Annotated in this window: 15 protein-coding genes and 1 pseudogene; 6 read left to right on the top strand and 10 right to left on the bottom strand. The window is 38.2% G+C overall.

Annotated elements, in window-relative coordinates; translation table 11 throughout:
• Positions 1-490 precede the first annotated feature (490 nt).
• From pepN to mtgA, 3 genes are all read left to right on the top strand, one after another.
• Positions 491-3,118 (top strand): aminopeptidase N, encoded by a 2,628-nt coding sequence (pepN, locus tag ACEYX7_RS03915; RefSeq protein WP_374802971.1) that lies wholly within the window; start codon positions 491-493, stop codon positions 3,116-3,118.
• A gap of 117 nt (positions 3,119-3,235) precedes the next feature.
• Positions 3,236-3,610 carry a hypothetical protein gene (locus ACEYX7_RS03910; RefSeq protein WP_374802973.1) on the top strand — a complete coding sequence of 125 codons (375 nt, stop codon included), beginning with the start codon at positions 3,236-3,238 and terminating at the stop codon, positions 3,608-3,610.
• Between the two features lie 119 nt (positions 3,611-3,729).
• Positions 3,730-4,407, top strand: a complete 678-nt coding sequence (mtgA, locus tag ACEYX7_RS03905; protein ID WP_374802975.1) for a monofunctional biosynthetic peptidoglycan transglycosylase — start codon at positions 3,730-3,732, stop codon at positions 4,405-4,407.
• A 9-nt stretch (positions 4,408-4,416) separates the two neighbouring features.
• Here the strand turns inward: mtgA and ACEYX7_RS03900 are convergent, their stop codons facing one another.
• The 6 genes and pseudogenes from ACEYX7_RS03900 to cysM all read right to left on the bottom strand — a co-directional run bounded on the left by ACEYX7_RS03900 (position 4,417) and on the right by cysM (position 11,204).
• A complete protein-coding gene (locus ACEYX7_RS03900) occupies positions 4,417-4,674 on the bottom strand; it encodes a hypothetical protein (protein WP_374802977.1) in 258 nt (85 codons plus the stop codon).
• A 66-nt stretch (positions 4,675-4,740) separates the two neighbouring features.
• Positions 4,741-5,427, bottom strand: coding sequence for a hypothetical protein (locus tag ACEYX7_RS03895; protein WP_374802979.1), 687 nt, complete (start codon positions 5,425-5,427; stop codon positions 4,741-4,743).
• A 64-nt stretch (positions 5,428-5,491) separates the two neighbouring features.
• Positions 5,492-6,247, bottom strand: a complete 756-nt coding sequence (locus ACEYX7_RS03890) for a YgjP-like metallopeptidase domain-containing protein (protein WP_374802981.1) — start codon at positions 6,245-6,247, stop codon at positions 5,492-5,494.
• Between the two features lie 19 nt (positions 6,248-6,266).
• Positions 6,267-8,387, bottom strand: a pseudogene (locus tag ACEYX7_RS03885) (RelA/SpoT family protein); the annotation flags it as partial.
• A 354-nt stretch (positions 8,388-8,741) separates the two neighbouring features.
• Positions 8,742-10,181, bottom strand: coding sequence for a 23S rRNA (uracil(1939)-C(5))-methyltransferase RlmD (gene rlmD, locus ACEYX7_RS03880; protein ID WP_374900224.1), 1,440 nt, complete (start codon positions 10,179-10,181; stop codon positions 8,742-8,744).
• A 111-nt stretch (positions 10,182-10,292) separates the two neighbouring features.
• Positions 10,293-11,204: a cysteine synthase CysM gene (gene cysM, locus ACEYX7_RS03875; protein WP_374802986.1), complete on the bottom strand. Its 912-nt coding sequence runs from the start codon at positions 11,202-11,204 to the stop codon at positions 10,293-10,295.
• Positions 11,205-11,391: 187 nt separating this feature from the next.
• Between cysM and ACEYX7_RS03870 the strand changes: the two genes are divergently transcribed.
• Positions 11,392-14,505, top strand: a complete 3,114-nt coding sequence (locus ACEYX7_RS03870) for an ATP-binding protein (RefSeq protein WP_374802988.1) — start codon at positions 11,392-11,394, stop codon at positions 14,503-14,505.
• A gap of 78 nt (positions 14,506-14,583) precedes the next feature.
• Positions 14,584-15,414 carry a crotonase/enoyl-CoA hydratase family protein gene (locus ACEYX7_RS03865; protein ID WP_374802990.1) on the top strand — a complete coding sequence of 277 codons (831 nt, stop codon included), beginning with the start codon at positions 14,584-14,586 and terminating at the stop codon, positions 15,412-15,414.
• A 182-nt stretch (positions 15,415-15,596) separates the two neighbouring features.
• Here the strand turns inward: ACEYX7_RS03865 and ACEYX7_RS03860 are convergent, their stop codons facing one another.
• The 4 genes from ACEYX7_RS03860 to ACEYX7_RS03845 form a co-directional block, all read right to left on the bottom strand.
• Positions 15,597-15,947: a hypothetical protein gene (locus ACEYX7_RS03860; protein ID WP_374806646.1), complete on the bottom strand. Its 351-nt coding sequence runs from the start codon at positions 15,945-15,947 to the stop codon at positions 15,597-15,599.
• Positions 15,948-16,121: 174 nt separating this feature from the next.
• Entirely contained in the window at positions 16,122-16,643 is a 522-nt protein-coding gene (locus ACEYX7_RS03855; protein ID WP_374802994.1) for a GNAT family N-acetyltransferase, read from the bottom strand.
• 62 nt (positions 16,644-16,705) lie between these two features.
• Entirely contained in the window at positions 16,706-19,771 is a 3,066-nt protein-coding gene (locus tag ACEYX7_RS03850; RefSeq protein WP_374802996.1) for an efflux RND transporter permease subunit, read from the bottom strand.
• Positions 19,772-19,783: 12 nt separating this feature from the next.
• Positions 19,784-21,025, bottom strand: coding sequence for an efflux RND transporter periplasmic adaptor subunit (locus ACEYX7_RS03845; protein ID WP_374802998.1), 1,242 nt, complete (start codon positions 21,023-21,025; stop codon positions 19,784-19,786).
• Positions 21,026-21,437: 412 nt separating this feature from the next.
• On the opposite strand from ACEYX7_RS03845, the gene ACEYX7_RS03840 reads away from it, so the two are divergent.
• Positions 21,438-21,896, top strand: coding sequence for a DUF4440 domain-containing protein (locus ACEYX7_RS03840; RefSeq protein WP_374803000.1), 459 nt, complete (start codon positions 21,438-21,440; stop codon positions 21,894-21,896).
• The last annotated feature ends 99 nt before the right edge of the window (positions 21,897-21,995 follow it).

The following is a 21,995-nucleotide window of genomic DNA, read 5'->3' as shown; positions in this document are numbered from 1 at the left end:
TTGAGAATGAAATTAGTGGCAGGATTTATAAATTGGCAAGTTAATCGCTAAATTTACATTTTCGAAAGAGGTCTAATGAGAAGAGTATAAGCCATAATCCACAAGCCATTGGTATCATATACTGCCATAGTATATTTCCTGTGCTAGATTCAAAAAATGCAGCATAAGTAAAAGTACAAAACGCTGTCAAACCCATTACTAGTAAAATACATATAAAATTTGTGAGAGAAAATTTTAATAAATATGAATATTCCTTAAAATTATATTTTTTCATCATTTTTCTCCAGACTAGATAGGTTGAGATAGACTAATTCTGATTTAAACATATCAGTAAATTATATGTAAAATGGTCAAAAAATACCTTATCATAAAATACGCCTACAATTTACCCTATTGTAGTAGAATAATTTATACCATTCTCCCCTTGCAAAAAACTTTTATCTTTGCATAATATTCTTTGCATTTATCAATCTAACAGTGAGAATCGCTAATGAAACAAGGGCATGGCAATAGCATAGAAACAATTTATTTAAAGGACTACACTCCACCAGCTTTTCAGGTGCAAAGTATTGATTTAGATATTGCTTTATATGAACAAGATGCGAGCGTTACTTCAACATTACAGGTCAAACGCCAACATCAAGGTGACTTGGTACTATTCGGCGTAGATTTAGATTTACAATCGATTCAAATCAATGAACAAGTACTACAAGCCAATCAATATCAATTAGATAGCGAAAAATTGGTCTTAACTGATTTACCTGAACAAGCCACCATCAAAACTGTGGTCAAAATCAAACCACACACCAATACACATTTGGAAGGCTTATATCTAGCAGGTGACGATTTATTTGTGACCCAAAACGAACCTGAAGGCTTTCGTAAAATTACCTTTTACCCAGACCGTCCAGACGTATTGTCACGTTTTACCACACGCCTAGAAGCGGATAAAAAGTATCCAACCCTACTTGCTAATGGTAATTTGTTAGAAAAAGGCGAACTGGAAAATGGTCGTCATTATGCGATTTGGCAAGACCCAACACAAAAGCCAAGCTATTTATTTGCTTGTGTGATTGGTGATTTGGCGGTATTAAAAGATCAATACACGACCAGCGAAGGGCGTGATGTGGCATTAGAAATTTATGCCGAGCCAAAAGATATTGCCAAATGTCATATCGCCATGCAAGCCTTAAAACACTCTATGCGTTGGGATGAAGAGCATTACGGCTTACCGTATGATCTTGATAATTATATGATTGTTGCGACCAGTGCTTTTAATATGGGGGCGATGGAAAATAAAGGTTTAAATATTTTTAATACATCATGTGTACTGGCAGATGAAGAATATACCACCGATATGGCGATTATGCGTGTGCAATCGGTGATTGCCCATGAATATTTCCATAACTGGACGGGTAACCGTATCACTTGCCGTGACTGGTTCCAATTGTGCTTAAAAGAAGGCCTGACTGTATTCCGTGATCAGTCTTTTTCTGAAGATTTGCAATCGGCTGCGGTGCAACGTATTGATGATGTATCAGTTTTAAAATCACATCAATTCCCTGAAGATGCAGGCCCGTTGGCTCACCCACCACGTCCAGATCATTTTGTTGAAATCAATAATTTCTACACCGCCACAGTCTATGAAAAAGGTGCGGAAATTTCGCGTATGATGGCGACATTATTGGGCAAAGAAAAATTCCGTCAAGGCACAGATAAATATTTTGAACTGTTTGATGGACAAGCCGTGACGGTCGAAGATTGGGTATCGGCTTTATCGCAAGGTTCAGGTGTAGATTTATCGGGCTTTTTAAATTGGTATAACCAACCACATACCCCGACTTTGAGCGTGCAAACTGCTTATGATGCAGATGCAAAACAATTTAAAGTACAATTTAAACAAAGCATCAAACCACATGACAAATATCCAAACTTAAAAGCTGTGCCAATTCCAGTGGCTTTGGCATTGTTTGATAAAAATTCAGGCGAGCAATTGACGCTAAATTGTATAGATTTACAGCAAGACCACGTCAAAGATGGCGTGTATTTGTTGAATAGCGAACAAGCGGAAATCACTTTTAACCAAGTTGAGCAAGCACCGATTATTTCATTATTGCGTAACTTCTCTGCACCTGTAAATCTAGATTTTGCTTATGATGACGCAGATTTGGCGTTTTTAATTCAGCATGAAAATAATGGCTTTAACCAATGGCAAGCGACACAAACATTGCTCGAGCGTATTCTATTGGCGGATGGTGATTTACAAGCAGATAACGCGACTTTGCAAGCTTATCTGAACGCGATGCAAGCGGTATTGCCAAAATTGGCGAGCAGTGATCCGTTACTTGCATCACGCTTGTTAGATATTCCAAGTGAAAGTTATTTGGCAAGTTTGATTGATAGTGATTATCAGCCTGAAACAGTGAAAGCCAAACGCGATAGCTTGGTCAAACTTTTGGTAAATCATCTGAAAGGCTTTTGGAAAAATTATTATGAAGCTTGCCAAGTCACTGCCGATATGCCATTTAGTCAAGCGATGGGCGTGCGTGCCTTGCGTAATATTTGCTTAAATATGTTGATTAAACAAGGTGATAACGATGCTTTTGCATTGGCTTATCAACAATATAACCAAGCAAAAACCATGACTGAACGTTTGGGGGCGATGCGTGCTTTGGTTTGGGCAAATGCACCGCAAAGCCAAGATGTGTTAAATGATTTCTATCAACGCTTTAGCAATGAAGATTTGGTGATTGATCAATGGTTTAGCACGCAAGCAGGACAGCCGAATTTGGCTGAAAATCAATTGGCTAGTCTGGTGAATCATGCGGATTATGACATCAATGTGCCAAACCGTATTCGTGCGGTGACTGGCGGTTTGAGTAGTCGTCCTGTGAATATGTGGTCGGAAATGGGGGTGCGTCATTTTATTGAATTGGCAGCACAATTGGATGAAAAAAATCCAATCATGGCATCACGTTTGATTCAAGCTCTGAGCCGTTGGTACACATTGCAAGCGGATAAACGTGAGCAAGTCAAAGTCCAATTGCAAGGCTTACAAGCCAAAGCCAAATCAAAAAATCTATTGGAAACCGTCAATAGTTTGCTTGATGTAAAATAATTTTTTTATCTCTAAATGATTATGCTACCGCAAAAAAATAAATGTTTTTGCGGTAGTTTTATTTTTGGATTTGTGATAAAAATTAAAACATCTAATTAAACGAAACTGGAAATAAAAATGAAATTGAGCAAAATTTTTATCATGGCATCAATATTGACTGTTTTTACTATAAATACGGCTCAAGCCAAAACCACACCGATTCAATTTGCAAAGGGCAGTACATGCGGATATTTTGTCGGTGATGTGGCTGGACGGATTTTTACTTTGGATTTAGCCAAAGGTCAAGATTTGCAAATTAATAGTGAATCCATTGAAAAGATTCAAGTTAAACAACCCAATGCAAAAGTCATTAAACCTTATTATTCTTTTACAGAAGGAAACAACCCGAAGAAATATTGGAATTGGAAAATCGAACGTAATGGAAAATATAGTGTAACCATCCATGCCAAAGATGACCATTCATATATCAATGTTGGCTTTTGTGCAATGTAAATATCCTGTCATCACCGTAAAATCGATACACGCCATATCGCACAATCACTACAAAAAGCACTTGCGATTGTAATACAATTTCGCTATGCTGATTTTTAATTTTTTGTCTATTTTTTAATATGTTAAAGTGGTTTTTTCGCCTTTTTATGCTGGTATGCTGTACATTTTTAGCGGTACAGTTATGGGTATTTACCAGTTTGGCATATTGGCGTACCAATCCTGTCGAATTTAGCATGTTTATGCGTTTGCATTATTTTGAAGACAGTAATAATAAAATCTATCATCGTTGGGTAGATTATGACCAAATCAGTCCGCAAATGCGTGCTGCGGTGATTGCTGCCGAAGATGCTCAATTTGTCAATCATTCTGGTTTTGATTTTGATGGCATGATTCAAGCCATCAAACGTAATGGCGAAGAAGGCGAAATCGTAGTCGGTGGTTCGACCATTTCGCAGCAACTTTCCAAAAATTTATTCTTGTATCCAGACCGTTCTTATATCCGTAAAGGGCAAGAAGCGATTGCCACATGGATGATGGAACAGATGTGGCCGAAAAAGCGTATTTTGGAAGTTTATCTCAATTCGGTAGAATTTGGCGAAAATATTTATGGCGTTGAAGCCGCCAGTTTGCATTACTTTGGTAAATCTGCCAAAGATCTCAACCGTCAGCAAGCTATCTTTTTGGCATCAGTTTTGCCCAATCCAAAATATTATGGCAAAAATCAAAATGACCGTAGCTTAAAACGTAAACAGCGTTTTATCTCTCGTAATATTGTTTTGGTGCAAGTGCCGAGTTAAAACATCTGATTATTTATTGGTATTTTTGACTGCCATAATGTGTTTAATTACATCATTAATATGACTTTTGGTATGGCTATCTTGATGGCTAAGCCATGTCAATACTTCCGCATCCAAGCCTAAAATGTGTTGGCTTGCTAAAAAATCATGGTGGCGTTGTTGTAAAGTTTGAATGATTTTGGGCTGTACCACTTTAAAATCACTGGTATCCAAATTTTCATAATGTTCAATGATGTCTTGCATGGCGGTATCTCTTACAAATAACATCCCAATATATGCTATTTGTAAGAATGGCATAGGCTGACTTCTGCTTATTAATTAAATTTAGTCCACTTATTGACTTTCTCCTGTGAAAAATGGATTTTGTAAACCGTTGAATCTTTTAGACTGAGTTTTATCTAAATCAAGTTTTTTACTCCAACTTAATCTAGTATTATGTAATGGTTCTGGAATCCTGCCCCAATCTTTAATATCTACTGGATAAATAATATTACGCTTGATGATATTATAAATATCATTCTTTTCTGGCTGAAAAAAACTTCCTTCTTTATTTACGGCAACAATACAACGGCTTGTGATAAAAATACCGACGACATTACAATTTGTAGATCTTGATATTTTCAATTCAGAACTAGTGTTTTTTTCACCTGCGATATACCAGTTGCCATTGTATTTATCAATAATTGCAACATAGTCATTAAAAAACACCGATTTTCTCCCCACATTTGGAAAACCTGTATCCCAACTTATCTCTACGACTTTAGGAATATAACCTGCCCCTTGCCCGATTGCACTGACATAGACATAGTGCCTTTTGATATGTACCCATATCATGCTACCGTCATGTAGTTTAACTTCTTCGTCATACTCGATGACTTTGTTTGGATGCATACATCCACCCAATAGCGTAATCGTTGATATCACTAACAGTATCGGTTTGATTAACCTTTTTAGCATCAAATTTACTATCATTTCTGAAAAATCATTAGCGTTTAACTTTACAATTTTTTTCTTACCCACTTTTAATGTATGCCTAAATGATGCTTAATACAAGACAATTTTTGCCAAAATTTCTTTAGGTTTATTATTTTACTTTCCACCAATGTGGTAATTGAAATTGCCGAGCTTGTTTCTTAAATTCTACACTAGGCGGATAAATCTGCTGTAAAAATTGCCAAAATTCCGCCTGATGGTGCATGTGCTTGGTATGTGCCAATTCATGCCAAATCACATATTCCGCCTGTGCTTGTGGCATCAATAACAAACCTGCATGCAACATAATATCTTGCTTACTGCTACAACTGCCCCATCGGGTATGCGGTGTGGCGATACGGATTTTATTTACCGTCAAATGCTGTTGTTCAGCATAGCATCGCACTTGATACGGCAACACCAATTTTGCTTGTTGGATGATAAAATGCGTCAATAATTTTTCAGCATGATGCGGGTTGATAATCAGTTTGGGCTGTGTCGGATCAAATTGACTAAGCTTGATATTTTTATCGTATTCAATCTGTATCACCTGATTTGAAAATGCCAAATGCAATACAGTTGGTAATTGCTGTTGTTCATTTTGAAATTGATTCTGTATTATATTATCAGAAGAATGAATATTATTTTGCTGTGAATTGGGCGAATTGCTTACCGTATATTGTTGATATTTTTGCCAAGTTTGTAATAGCCATGCTTGGCTTTTTTGTAAAAACTGATCAATGTCTCGCTGTGAACAACCATAAGGCACCGTCAAGCGTATGCCACGATGGGATACGCTTAACTTCAGATGCTTAGCCCGAGCATGCGGTTTAATCACAATCTTGGGCAATGGTGGCGGGTTTTGCATGGTCTAAAATAATCGCCGATTAATGCCCTTGCACTACCCGTTTGGCACTAATAATCCCTGGTTGTTGCTCTAGTCTTGCCAACAGCTTGGACAATTGCGACAAGCCTTTGACTTCCACCAACAGTTTCATATTGGCAATACCATCCGTTTGTGAAATGGTATTTACTTGACGGATATTGACATGGTCAGCAAAAATCACTTGGGTTAAATCACGCAACAAACCACGACGATCATAAGCATCGACCACAATTTGCACACTTTGCCCGCGGGTTGGTTGCATTTCCCAGTCTGCTTCCACCATACGCTCTGGGTCTTGTTCAATCATACGCAGATAATCAGGGCAGCCTATTTTGTGGATACTGACACCACGATTAAGCGTAATGTAACCGCCAATCGCCTCGCCATGCACAGGCTGACAACATTTCGCCATGTACAGTTCAACATTATCCAAACCATCAATTAAAATACCATGTGCTGACAAAGTATGACTGGCACGTGGATTTAACGCAGGTTTAAGTACCAAAGCAGGCTCATCTTCGTCCAAATCCATTTGACGATTGATATGTTTAATCAGCTGGTTTAAACCAATATCGCCCGTCACCAACGCAACCAAGATATCATCGCCAGTTTTTAGATTAAAATGTTGGCAATAATCATTCAAATCAATACTTTTTGGATGAATCGCTAGACGTGACAATTCTTTATGCAAGATTTCACGTCCAGTTTCCAAGTTTTTACTGCGATCTTGTTGCCTAAACCAATGACGTAGCTTTTCTCTAGCCCGTGCGGTACGCATATAACCCAGACTATTCACCAACCAATCACGGTTCGGCTCACGGTCCTTTTTAGTCAGGATCTCGACTTGCTCGCCAGTTTTGAGAATATAAGTTAAAGGCACATAACGTTGATTGACCCGTGCCGCAAAGCAATGATTACCGACTTCAGTATGCACATAATAGGCAAAATCAAGTACTGTTGCACCACGCGGTAGCTCTTTGATGTCGCCATCACGGCTAAATACATAGATTTTTTCAAATTCTTCAAAATCTTGTAATAGCTGTTCATCAGCAGGCTCTGTATCAAAGTTTTGTGGTTCTTTGTCTTTACGCTCTTGATAATGCTCAAGTACAGTACGCAACGAATGCAAACGATGGTTAAAAGAATGGTCAGTTTGCTTTTGACCTTCTTTATAATTGAAATGCGAACATACCCCAAGCTCGGCTTCTTGATGCATATCTTTGGTACGAATTTGAATTTCCAAAGATTTATTTTCCGCAATCACTGCGGTATGCAAAGAACGGTAGCCATTGGCTTTTGGATTGGTGATATAATCATCAAATTGATGCGGAATATGTCGCCACAGTTGATGCACCGCACCTAAGGCATGATAACATTGTGGTACGCTATCGACTAAAATTCGTAAAGCACGAATGTCATAGAGTTGATCAAAGCTGAGATTTTTACTCTTCATCTTACGATAAATCGAGTAAATATGCTTCACACGCCCTGCTATCTCAGCATGGATCCCATTTTTTGCCAATTCATCTCTGATTTGTTGCATCACCGTTTGGATATATTGCTCACGCTCGGTACGCTTCTCGTTCAATAGTTTGGCAATTTCTTTGTAGCGTTCTGGTGCAATATAACGGAACGCTAAATCTTCCAGTTCCCATTTTAGCTGTGCAATACCAAGACGGTGTGCCAGAGGTGCATATACAGTCAAAATCTCTCGTGCAACACGCTCTTGACGCTCTCGTGGCTCATTCCCCAAATTACGCAAGACGTAAGTACGCTCTGCCAATTTGATTAATACCACACGCACATCTTCAGTGACTGAGATCAGCATCTTATAAATGCCTGTCAAATGGTCACGTTGATTTTGATAAAAATGTTCGTCTAAATTTTTATTTTTTTCAATCAGATCAGAAAGTTTTGCCATAGCGAGCGTGCTTTTTACAAGGCTGGCAGCTGGCTCACCAAACTGGCTTTGTACTTCTGCTAGGCTCATTAGATTTTCACGCACGCTACGATACAGCACTGCAGCCACCAAGGTAGACTCATCAACATTCAAATGTGCCAAGATGTCTGCCATACCTACACCCATCGCAAAGGTATCATTGCGGTGGGCTACAGTGGTATTGATCTCATGTTCTAAACAGAAATAACATGCTTTTTCAAAGACCTGTAGAGATTGATAACTGCCTGTCTGTTTTAGTTGTTCAAGCCATGCATCAAGGTCGATTTCCACACCATGTTGCTCTACATTGGCATGTAAATCACGTGCTTTGATTGGTAGTTCCTTGCGTACGGTAACCATTCACTTAACCCCTAAATACAACTTACTTATCAGTTTTTCTAATTGACTATTATGCAATAAAATCATCATTTTGCAATCCTTGTTTCAATCATACTGAACATAAATTTGATTGATAATTCCATTTGAAAATCATGTTCTTCATGCAATACCATTCACGCTTATCTTTAGTTTGACGCTTTAATCTGCATTTTCTAGATCATTCTTGACAAATAAAGCAATAGATTCAATATGTTCGGTATGGCTAAACATATCCATAATCCCCACTTTTTGTAAAGTATAGCCCAAATCATTTAAGCTTTTACTGTCTCGAGCCAAAGTAGCAGGATCACAAGAAATATAAACGATGCGAGATGCTTGAAAATGTCCAATATAACTCATCACAAAATCCGCCCCTGCACGTGGCGGGTCAAGCAAAATCGCATCAACACCGTGTTTTGCCCAAGTTGCTTGAGAAAAATCTTGGCTCAAATCTTGCTGAAAAAATTCAATATTTTCGATTTGGTTGGCTTTGGCGTTATATTGTCCACGCTGTACCATGTCTGCAACACCTTCCACAGCAAAAACACGTCCAGTAGCCCCTACTGCTTTGGCAAGTGGTAAACTAAAATTACCCAGACCACAAAATAAATCTAAAACCTTTTCACCTTGTTTTAAATCCAGTAAATCAATGGCTTGTTGAATCATTTGGCGATTGAGCGTGCCATTCACTTGAATAAAATCTTGTGGCTGAAAATAAAGTTTTATATCAAATTCAGGCAAAGCATAATATAAATTATCTTGTGCTGCTGATTTATAAATTAATTGTGCTTGCTGTTTCTTTTCACCTTGTAAAAATAACTGCCAATCACGTTTTTCACAAAAATCCTGTAATAAATTTAAACTTTGTGCATTCAAATCTGTAATATGACGAATCAATAATGCCACGGTATTATCCGCAGCCACCAATTCAATATGCCCAATGGCTTTGGTTTGCGGTAAATGATTTAAACATGCAGATAATGCTTGCCAGTGTTTTTGAATATCTTGGTGTAAAATTGGACACGCCTCAATTGCAATCACATCATTACTTTTATAGGCACAAAAACCCATCTCTGCACCCGAAGCAGTATATTGAATACTCACTCGGCTACAACGGCGATAAGCCATCTCAGGATTGGTCATCGCAGGCAACCATTCTGTATTTTCAATTTGGGCAAAATGACTCAAATGTGATGCCAATGCTTGCTGTTTCAATATCAATTGCTGTTTCATATCAATATGTTGCAATGCACAACCACCACACTCGCCAAAATGCACACAGATTGGCGTTCTACGATGTGGTGATGGTTTAGAATGTAATTGCTGCATTTCTGCTTCATCAAAACGTTTATGCTCACGTTGAATTAAGACTTGCACTTGCTCATCAGGTAATGCATAACGTACAAAAACTTTTTTACCTTGTTTTTCATGTTGCTCATCATAGCGTGCGATACCACGACCTTCATGCGAAAAGCCAGTGATCGTCAATATTTCAGTTTTGTTTTCAATATTTTTTTGTACTTGGTGATGCTGATGCGTTCTTGAATGACCGCGGTGATTTTTGGTTGTAGTCTTTGAATGAAAATGCTTTTTAGTCATGATTTGCCTTGAATATATTTAAATCATTATTACAAAAAAATACCACTCTCAAAATCATCGAAATATCAAATCATAACGATATTTTAATCATGGTATTCACAAAATAAAAAATTAGTCTACTGAAAATAACCCAGTCGATAAATAACGGTCACCACGGTCGCAAATAATACATACAATCACTGCGTCAGGATTTTGCTTGGCAATTTGTAAGCTCGCCCACACTGCACCACCTGATGACGTGCCAGCAAAAATGCCTTCTTGTCGAGCCAAAGCACGCATCGTTTGTTCTGCATCTTGTTGGCTAATGTCCATCACTTCATCTACCCACGTGGCATCAAAAATCTTTGGTAAATATTCAGGTGACCAACGACGAATACCTGCAATGCTTGCACCAGCAACTGGCTGTAAACCGACTACTTTTACGTTAGGATTTTGGCTTTTTAGATATTTAGATACACCCATAATCGTGCCAGTTGTACCCATAGCACTTACAAAATGGGTGATTTTGCCTTGGGTTTGCTGCCAAATTTCGGGCCCTGTACCATGAAAGTGAGCCAACCAATTGTCATCATTGGCAAATTGATTGAGTACTAAACCTTTGCCTTCAGCTTGCATTTGTAGTGCCAAATCACGAGCTTTTTCCATACCTTCCGCTTGGCTAACGGTAATCAATTCCGCCCCATAAGCACGCATGGCATCTTTACGCTCTTGGCTCATATTGTCAGGCATAATCAATGTCATTTTGTAGCCACGCATCGCTGCCACCATTGCCAAAGCAATGCCAGTATTACCACTGGTTGCTTCGATTAAACGGTCACCGACTTTGATTTTTCCACGTTTTTCGGCTTGTACAATCATATTATAAGCAGGTCTATCTTTTACCGATCCTGCTGGATTATTGCCTTCAAGCTTTGCTAATACCGTCGCTGAACTATTATTTAGTCGTTGTAAACGTACCAAAGGCGTACGCCCAACATAATGGTCTAATAAGTACTGATCTTGCTGAAAAATAATCTGGCTCATAACTGCTAAACTGAAAGCGGAATGCATGGATTATACGGTGAAATCAATACTTCTGCCAGTGCTGATAGATGATTATTATGATGCGGTATAGTCACAAAATTGTTTTGATCTATGTTAGATTTTTACTTTGCAAAGTTTTTAAAAAACCTTAAAATATCGCCATTCATTTTATTCAAGTTTTATCTCTATGCCGCAGTCCAAAAGTTTTTGGCGACGTTTTTCTATCCGTAGCGCTTATGGGCAATTGGTGGCATTGATTTTTGTGCCAATGAGTTTTCTCGCTGTACTTGGCGGCAGTTTCGTACTGAATGAAATTTCCAAAACATACGAATTACAACAACGATCTCATGCTACATTGATTCTGTCACGTTACCAACAAACAGGTAATGCGTTGAATAATCTTTTGGCTCAACACCCTGACCAAGTCCTACAAGCACACGATATTTTGCAAATCATTCTGAATGAACCGCAAGTTATTCGTGTTGTAATTATTGATCAGGATAAAAAAATCATTTTGCAGTCAGGCAAACCTGTAGATCCAGAATGGTTAAAAGCAATTAATTTCAATCAAAATATACGCCATCAAAAATATCAGCTAGAGATTGATAATAATCAGCTTAATGCACATGCAGTATATGCCCTGAAATTAGATAAACTCGAATCAGAAAATGATTATCGCAATATACAAATGCATCTAGATTTACTTAGAAATAGCCATGTTGGTGTGCAAGAAGATTTATTATCTGATATCATCAAAAAAAATCGTGCCACACAAAACAATAGTAATAGCATTGCCAACGAGCCAACCGTCACACCAATTCAAGATACATCGACCAACCCTAAAAATAGTGAATTTGACCATATTACCAGTGAACAATCCCAAAAGATTATACCGACACGTTGGTTACTCATCGAATTGGATCCAAATCCCTTTATTGTGGCCTATTATCGTGTCATTATTATTTTGGGTATTTTAGTCTTTACAATTTTGGCATTATTATTAATTATTTTAAATAATTATTCTAGACGTTGGATTGCACCAATATATGAAATGCGTCTGCAACTTAAAACCATGGATGCAGAAAATCTACGTACATTAAATAGTAAAACCACAGGCGAATTGGCGTCTTTACAAAAAGATATGAGTCAATTATTAAAGCGTTTGAGCCATAATTTTGGTGATTTAAGAGATCATAATGAGCAAATCGAACAAGATTATCGACAAACAATGGATAGATTAGAATTACAGAATATCGCCTATCGTCGAAATCTAGAACAAAGTAAACAAGCCAATAAAGCAAAATCTGCATTTTTGGCAAATATCAGTCATGAATTGCGTACCCCATTAAATAGTATTGATGGTTTTGTTAATTTGATGCTTAGACGCAATACGCAAAATGACGAAAACCAGCTTTATTTACAGACCATTCATAAATCATCAGCACATTTGTTAGCACTCATCAATGATGTATTAGATTTTTCTAAAATCGATGCGGGTAAACTAGAGCTAGAGCTAACTACTTTTTCCTTAGAACAAACCATATTTGATGTGTTGGATATGTTATCTTCACTCGCCTCAGAAAAAAATCTAAATCTTGCTATGCATTATGATGAGAAGTTACCCGTATATGTGATTGGTGATGCATTAAGATTTAAACAAATTTTGACGAATTTGGTATCAAATGCAATCAAATTTACTGCCGAAGGTGAAGTGATTGTACGTACTCGCTTGGAATATCAGGATCAACAGCATTTAGGTATTTATTGCAGTGTGCAGGATACGGGTATTGGTCTGAGTAGTACAGATAGCAATAAATTATTCAATTCATTTTCACAAGGTGATACCTCTGTTACACGTCAATATGGCGGTACAGGTTTGGGCTTGGTGATTTCCAAACAATTGGTCACTCTAATGCAAGGTCAAATTGGTTTTGAAAATAACCAAGAGCGTAATCCAACCGAAAAAGGTGCATCTTTTTGGTTTACGGCACAGTTTGAATATCAACCAGAGTCTGTGGAACAAGATATAGATTTATCTGATTTACACGTATTAAGTTATTTATCGCACGCCAGTACAGCAAATATTCTCAAACAATATTTAGAACAATATCAGGTTGCATCATATCGAGAATCAGCATCCATTATCGATCTATTCGCACATCTGAATAAGTTTAATCAAAAAGAAAATGCATGGCTTATTGTCGAACATACAGGTTATTTGGCTAATTTATTATCTGAAATTCGATTGCGTTATCAAGGTCATTTATTAATTTATGGTTATCAATTACAACTTGATCCAAATATTTTAAAGCAGTATCAAGCAATTGCTTTATATCAACCATTAAGCCGTATTCATCTGATTAATATCTTACAAAATAATCAGAATAATATTTATAGCCGTTCATATTTTAATGGTAAAGGTTTACACGTTTTAGCAGTCGATGATCATTTACCTAATCTCTTGGTTTTGGAAGCTTTGTTGAATGAATTGAATGTGAAAGTCACCACAGTAAATAGTGGACAATCTGCACTGAATCATATTCAAGCATTTATTGACAATCAACAAAACCATACGATGAATCATGAATACAGCTATGATTTGATTTTTATGGATATTCAAATGCCGATGATGTCAGGTATTGAAGCGACACAGGCTATTCGTGCTTTAGAACAACACCACCAAATCGAAGAAATTCCGATTGTGGCATTAACAGCCCATGCTATGGCAGATGAAAAAGAAAATATCTTAAATAGCGGTATGAATGATTATGTGACAAAGCCGATTCAATTAGAACAATTGATTGATATTTTACAAAAATGGACGGTAAATAAATCATCCTTAGATAATCATCATTTATTTATTGAGCATAATGAAGATATATTGCACAATTCGCAAAATATTAATACTGCCAATACTGATTCACAGATTATCGATTGGCAACAATCAATCCAACTTTCTGCCAATAAAGTCGATTTGGCACAAGATTTATTAAAAATGTTGATTGACAGCTTTGCCAAAGACCAAGCCGAAATGCAACAACTCATTGATGATGAAGATTTTCCACAATTGGAACAAATTTTACATCGTTTATATGGGGCTACGCGTTATGTCGGTGTGCCACAATTACAGCAGATTAGTGGTGAGTTTGAGCAATTTGTCGCCCAATTACGTAAGCAACAACGTAGAGCTGATGATGAATTTGCTCAACAAGTTCAGCAACGCTTTGAACAATTATTGCAAGCCATGCAAGCGGTACGAGAACAAGCTGTGCATTATTTAAATGACGAATCCGATCATTAAAATGCATTGCCAATTTTGTAAAAAATAGCTTTAATGATGCTGAATTATTTTTCGTTTTCGCATTTTATAGGTCACTTCATGTACGCAAGCCAAACTTTAAGCACAACCAATACTGATAACGTGAGTGATATTAATTTCTTTATTGATGAAAATTCAATTGCTTATGTGACTTTACAACGTCTAGAAAAACGTAATGCTTTAAGTTTTGCCATGTTACAGACTTTACTAAATATTGCCGATCAAATTGGCAAAAATCGTGATATTCGGGCGGTGATTCTGACCGGTGGCGAGCATTTTAGTGCAGGCATTGATACCGAAAGTTTTCAACATAAAAATACGCAACGCTTTGCCCTATGGCAATTGCTCAAGCCACAAGCCAGTTTATTTCAGCAGGCGTGTTTGGTATGGCAACAGTTACCAATACCAGTGATTTGTGCGGTGCAAGGTTATTGTTTTGGTGCAGGTGTACAGCTTGCCTTAGGTGCAGATATTCGGATTGCTCACCCGAATAGTCAATGGTCGATTATGGAAACAAAAATCGGCTTGGTGGCAGATATGGGCATCAGTCAGACTTTGCAAAATCACATTGGTTTAGACCATGCCAAAGAGCTTGCCATGACTGCACGCATTATTGATGCGAAATATGCTGAAAAAATTGGTTTGGTGACGCATATCGATGAACAGCCCTTGCAATATGCCAAAAATCTTGCTCTAGAAATCAGTCAGCGTTCACCTGATGCAGTGATGGCAAGTAAAAAAGTGCTAAATGCCAGTCAATATCACAATCCGTTGGCTTTGGCAGTAGAAAAATATTATCAAGTGCGATTGTTTTTGGGTAAAAATCAAAAATTGGCTTTAAAAAAACTGAAAGACAGTAGCGTTGAATATCAAAAGCGTTTTAAGTTTTGATTTATTTTTCAATGTTTTAAAATTCAAACCCATTAAATTATGTAGGTCGTGTTAGCGATAGCGTAACACAACATTTTTAGACTTCCTGCTAAACGCACCTTAAAAAATCGTTCACCCTGCAAATCTTTAGTCGGTTTTCAGGTTCTCACTCACATCCTACATCTATTTTGATTGCTCATTAATTACATCTCCTGCGATTTGATAAGGTTTGTATTCTTTACCAATAAAGCGAATATGTTGTGCTTGCTTAGTTTGAATGGTAAGTTTTTCTGTCCAGCAACGTACCATATACCGTCTATTTTATCGACCAAAAATAAGCCATCATAAAAAAACACTGACTTTCTCCCCACATTCGGAAAGCCTGTATCCCAACTCACTTCTACTACTCCTGCTTGATATGCCCCACTCATCGCTGGAGCCCAGCCTGACCAGCTATAGTGCCTTTTGATATGTACCCATATCATTGAACCATCATGTAATTTTACTTCTTCATCATATTCAATGACTTTATTCGGATGTATGCATCCACTCAAAAATAAAGCCGTTATGAATGGAACAAGTATCGGTTTTATTAAACTTTTTATCATTGGCATTCTCCTATCACTGCAAAATATCTCTAACTTAAAGTACTTCACTTCACTGCTCAAACGGCAAATACGTCCTGATCATATTCAGCAGGGATTTGATGTAATTTCAAACTAAACATCTTATTCATGGCCTATCCAATAACGACAGATTGCCTTGTCTTTTACTACAATGACATTTTCCAATATACCACCACATTTTTCAATCACTTTTGCCGAGCCAATATTGTCTTGCTGACAAGTCACCAAAACCCGATTTATCCCAAGCTGATTTAATTCATTGACCGCAAATTTCAGCATCGCAGTTGCTACGCCCTGCCCTTCAAATTTTGGATGCGTACTATAGCCGACATGCCCACCGATTTTCAGGAGATTGTCATTTAATTGATGACGAATACTGACAATCCCTGCAATTTCATCATTGATTTTGGCAATATAGGTGCTACCAGCGACTTTGGCATAACCAAATAAATTCACCCCTGCTGGCATGGCAATATAATGAAACCAACCCATCAAACCTGCATCAGTAAAGGCATTTAGCTCATTCGCCCCATGTAATAAATCATATTTTTCTGCAAATTCATTGCGAAATTGAATGATTTTATCTTTATCCGCTATCACAGGAATTTCAAATGTAATATGCATAATTTTTCCTTTAAATGTGTTTGATTTAAAATAAAGGGCTTATAAAAATAAGCCCCTATTTTTTAACTTTGCACCACTGCTTTATTACGTCTAAAAAAGCCTGATAAATCATCCATCAAAGTATAGACTACTGGAATCACCACCAAACTTAAGAATGTCGATGTAATCAAACCACCCAATACCGCTGCCGCCATCGGCTGACGGAACGTTGGGTCTGCACCACCCCAACCAAATACCAAAGGCAACATACCTGCACCCATGGCAATCGTGGTCATGATAATTGGTCTAGCACGTTTTCGACACGCATCCAAAATCGCCTCAGTACGATTCAGTCCATGTTCAGTTTCTGCGGTAATGGCATAATCCACCAACAAAATCGAGTTTTTGGTGGCAATCCCCATCAGCATGATAAAGCCAATCATCGACGGCATCGACAAGCTACTATTGGTCACAATCAAACCGATAAATGCCCCACCAATCGACAACGGCAACGCCATCAAAATAGTAAACGGCTGTAATACTTTGTGGAACAATAAAATCAAAACACCAAAAATACAGAAAATCCCCACTGCCATAGCAATGACAAAACCAGTAAATAGTTCTTTCATGCTTTCTGCTTGACCCTCGTCAATCACAGTGATGCTATTTGATAGATTTTTCATGGTTGGCGTAGATTTTACTGCTTTGACCAAGTCTCCCAATTGTCCATTATTAGAATGAACAGTAATTTTGATCGCACGCTCACGGTCAAAACGACGCATCTCTGCTGCCCCAGCAGAGTAATTCAGCTCTGCAACGTCACCAATTTTTACGCCTTCAGGACGCTGACTCGGCACATAGAGCTGACTCAAAGCGTTAATGTCTTGTTTATTTTCATCAGGTAGACGCACGATAATTGGCAACTGTCGTGTATCTAAATTGAGCTTGGCAAGACGCTGATCATAATCACCTTGCGTTGCAATTCGTAAAGTATCAGCAAGGCTCATCGTTGTAACACCTTGATCTGCCAATGCCATACGATTTGGAATCACTTGCAACTCAGGCTTTGGCAAGCTCTTATTACTACTGACCTCAGCCACCATAGATAAGCCGCGAATTTCTTCGATAAGGCGTGTTGCCGTTTGATCTAACATTACAGGATCATTACTGGTCAAAGAAAAACTATAACCTGACTCACCACCTGCGGACAGACCTACCGTAAATCTAGCACTTGGTACTTTTTGTAGCTGCTCAAGGATTTGCTTTTCAATCTTGGTCTTGTCTGGACGTTGATGACGTGGTTTTAGTACGATATCCAAGCTTGCCGTATTCAATGTCCCTGCAGCAGCACTGCGGCTGTCCATGCTCGCACCCGATGTACCGATGCTGGTCAAGACTTTTTCCACACCCTCAACTTGAATGATTTGTTGGTATGCCAAATCAGCGATACGAGCGGTATCATGAATGGTTGCGTCAGGCGTTAGCTCAATCGCCACACGGGTTTCGCTGGTATCATCTGGTGGAATAAAGGCATTCGGTAATCTACCTGCAAGGCTCAACGAACCGACAAACAAAAGCAGAGTCACGAATAAAGTCAGCCAACGATAATTCAACGTCCATTTCACCATGCCCAAATAATTACGCATGACATGACCGATTTTTTCAATCTTATTTGGTTCAGGTTTGAGAATATAAGCTGCCATCATTGGCGTAATCAAACGTGCTACCAACAATGAAACAAATATCGCCAAAGCTGCTGTCCAGCCAAATTGCTTAAAGAACTGTCCAACTACACCACTCATAAATGCAGTCGGTAAAAATACCGCGATCAGTGTAAATGTGGTGGCAATCACCGCCAAACCAATCTCATCAGCGGCTTCCATGGCTGCCTCATAAGGCGTTTTACCCATGCGTAAATGTCGCATGATGTTTTCTACTTCCACAATGGCATCATCGACCAACACCCCAATCACTAAAGACAATGCCAAAAGTGAGATAATATTTAAACTAAAGTTAAATAAATACATCGCCAAAAAGGTCGGAATAATCGATAAAGGCAACGCAACCGCTGCCACAAAAGTCGCACGCCAATTGCGTAAAAATAGATACACCACCAATACCGCTAAAATCGTACCCTCGATCAGCATCTGCATGGATGCTTTATAGTCATCATGAACTGGCTGAGAACGGTCGTAGACTTTTTCAATTTGGATATTTGGTTGAGATTGTTTAATTTTGGCAATTTCTGCGTCTATTGCATTGACAATATCAACTTCACTGGCACCTCTGGCACGCATCACATTAAATGCCACAACGGTATCTTGATTGAGTTTTGCCAATGATGTTGGGTCAGCGATATTATCTTTAATTTGGCTAAAACTAGATAATGTTAAAGCCTGACCTTGTGGTGTAGTGATTTGTAATTGATGTAAATCATCAATGCTTTGAGCTGCACCCAATACCCGAATGGTTTGGTTACTATTACCAATTTTTGATTCACCGCCAGTGCTGTCCTGTTGTGTGGCAAAGATTTGCTCGGACAATTTACTGATTGGCATCTTTAAGCTATTTAAGACCCCTACGTCAGGATGCACAGTGATAATACGTGTAACACCACCAATACGATTGATTTTGCCGACACCTTGAATATCTGACAGACGCTTATTTAACGTATCATCCACATACCAAGACAAATCTGATACGCTCATATTTTTGGCAGAGACGGAATAAGTCACCACAGGGAAACCTGCTGTAGAAACTTTGGTGATAATCGGTTCATTGGCTGCTGCTGGCAAATTACCACGTGCCTCATTCACCGCAGAACGCACATCATCAACTGCTTCTTGAATGTCTTTTTCCAGTTTAAACTCGGAATGAATGGTGACCGCCCCAGTTTGTAGGGTGGTACGCATATGTTTTAAACCTTCAATGCTTGCCAGTTTATTTTCTAAAGGTTTAGCAATATCATTTTCAAGCTGTGCAGGTGCTGCACCAGGTAAAGTTACCGTTACCACAACGCCTGGAAAATCAATATCAGGAAATTGTTGGATTTTCATTTGCTTAAACGCAAATAAACCACCCATGGTCAGCAAAATAAATAGCAAAATCGCCACCAAAGGATTGCGTATAGAATAAGCCGAAACGTTCATATCGCTTTATCCTTATGGTTTGACTGTAGTATTTGTGTCAGTCGTTGCTGGACTGCTTGCTGCTTGCGAATGTGTATTCACAACACGCACATAATCACCGTCATTTAAGAAGTTTGCACCTTGCTTAACGAGCATACTTGATGCAGTAATTCCTTCTATCATAGCTTGATCACCATGGCGTTGTAGCACTTGTACAGGTACTCGATTGACCTGATAAGCATCACGTTCAACCATTTTGACCTGCCACACATAATCTTTACCGTCATAACTACTAATCGCAGTCGCAGGAACGCTTATGCCACGTTTCTCACCAATTACAAATTGCCCACGTTGGAACAAACCCACTTTGATTGCAGTGTTTTGTTGTAAGGCAACATGTATTGTCATTTCACGGCTTTGTGTTGCATTCGCAGAAATACGCTCGACTTGTCCTGTCGCCTGCTGTCCATTTGGCAAATTAATCAGAGCTTGTGTACCAATCGTGACTTTTGCACTGTCTAACGGACTTAAAGTTGCTTGCCATTCCAATTCATTATTTTTAATCAAATCAAATAATGGTGCACCTGAAGTCAGCATACCCACTTCGGCACGACGTGCATGAATCAGACCTGATACTGGAGCGACTAAACGACTATTTTGAATATTAATTTGGCTTCCTTCTGCACGGGCTTGTGCCGCAATCAAAGCAGCTTGTGCTTGTTTTTTTGCTGTACGATAGGCATCGACTTCTTGACGGCTTACTGCATTGTCTGTCAAAAGTGGCTCAACACGTGCCAAATCTGCTGTGGCTTTTTCTAATCGTGCTTGGGCTTCCAAAATATCAGCCTGTGATTGCTTTTGCTGTTGCTGTTGCTGACGTTGATCAAAGGTTGCAAGCACCTGACCTTGACGTACATAATCGCCTTCTTTAACCAAAACACTTTCTATCGCAACACCATTGACACGTGGGCTGAGTTGTAATACTTCCTTACCCTCAATGACACCCTGAGCAATAATATTATTACTAATGCTCTGCATACTCGGGACGATCGTTTCCACAGTCAATGCTGCATTTTTTTCTGAGCTCGCAGGCGTGGTACCATTTGCTGTGGTCGTATTATTTGACGTACCTTGCTTATTCGATTGACTAAAGACTTTGCCCAACAATACGCCTATAAGCAGTAAAGATATGCCTATCAGTACCATTTGCCAAGTTTTTAAACCCACATTCTTAGGGGGTGTGCTTTTATTTCCGTTCAATTCCGATGCGCTCATAATTGCTCTATCTATTTGCTTTAGAAAAGTGAAGTGTGCTAAATTTTAGCATAAATGTACTGGTGATAACACCTTTTATGAGAAAATTAATCTCTCATTTTAAGAACATCTTTTATGCAAAATATCTTGTATTTTCAGATACTTTTCATAAAAAACTGTACCAAACAATACCTCTAAATTAGATTTTGCGATCAAATCATGCCATTTCTGAATCATCGGTTTACCCAAACCCTAGACCTTTGTGCAAAAATGACCAGATCGATAAAATATTTGACAATATGTATTATTATAGTATGATTTTATTTAATTTAGTAAATGTTTGTGACCTTGTATTGTCATAGGTCAAATTTTATTTTACGGAGCACTTATGTATCACAAGCATTTCTTAAGCTGTTTCGCTTTATTAATAGGCATGACTAGTGTTGCCGCTGATGCAAAACCACCTTCTAATAATAAAACAAAAGTTGTATCTCAAGTCTGTAAAGTCACGTCAGAAGCGGAAATCGCTACATTGTTTGAACGATGGAACAAAACCTTAAAAACAGGTAACTCAAATACTGTACTCAGCAATTATGCAAAGGACTCTGTATTGATTCCAACCGTATCCAACAAAGTGCGTTTTACATATGCTGAGAAAAAAGAGTATTTGGATTCTTTTTTGAAGCATCGTCCACACGCAACAGTCAATTCACGTACAATCAGACTCGGCTGCAATACTGCATTCGACGTAGGCACGTATACGCTTACTTTTGATCAAAGTGAAGATGTCATTGATGCACGTTATAGCTTTACTTATATTTGGGATGGAAAAAAGTGGTTGGTTCAAACACATCACTCATCATCTATGCCTGAAGTTATACCAAATCCATAGATATACGTTCACCAATTTTACTTTTAATATCAAGTCATTATGTGCAAATAATGGCTTTTTTTATTTTTGATAGAATTTGATTTGATGGATAAGATTTAG

Origin of the sequence: Hubeiibacter jixunmingi (genome assembly GCF_041928215.1) — a bacterium.
GTDB lineage: Bacteria > Pseudomonadota > Gammaproteobacteria > Pseudomonadales > Moraxellaceae > Acinetobacter.
Note: the sequence above shows the minus strand (reverse complement) of the source record. Positions and strands in the feature narration are given on the sequence as shown.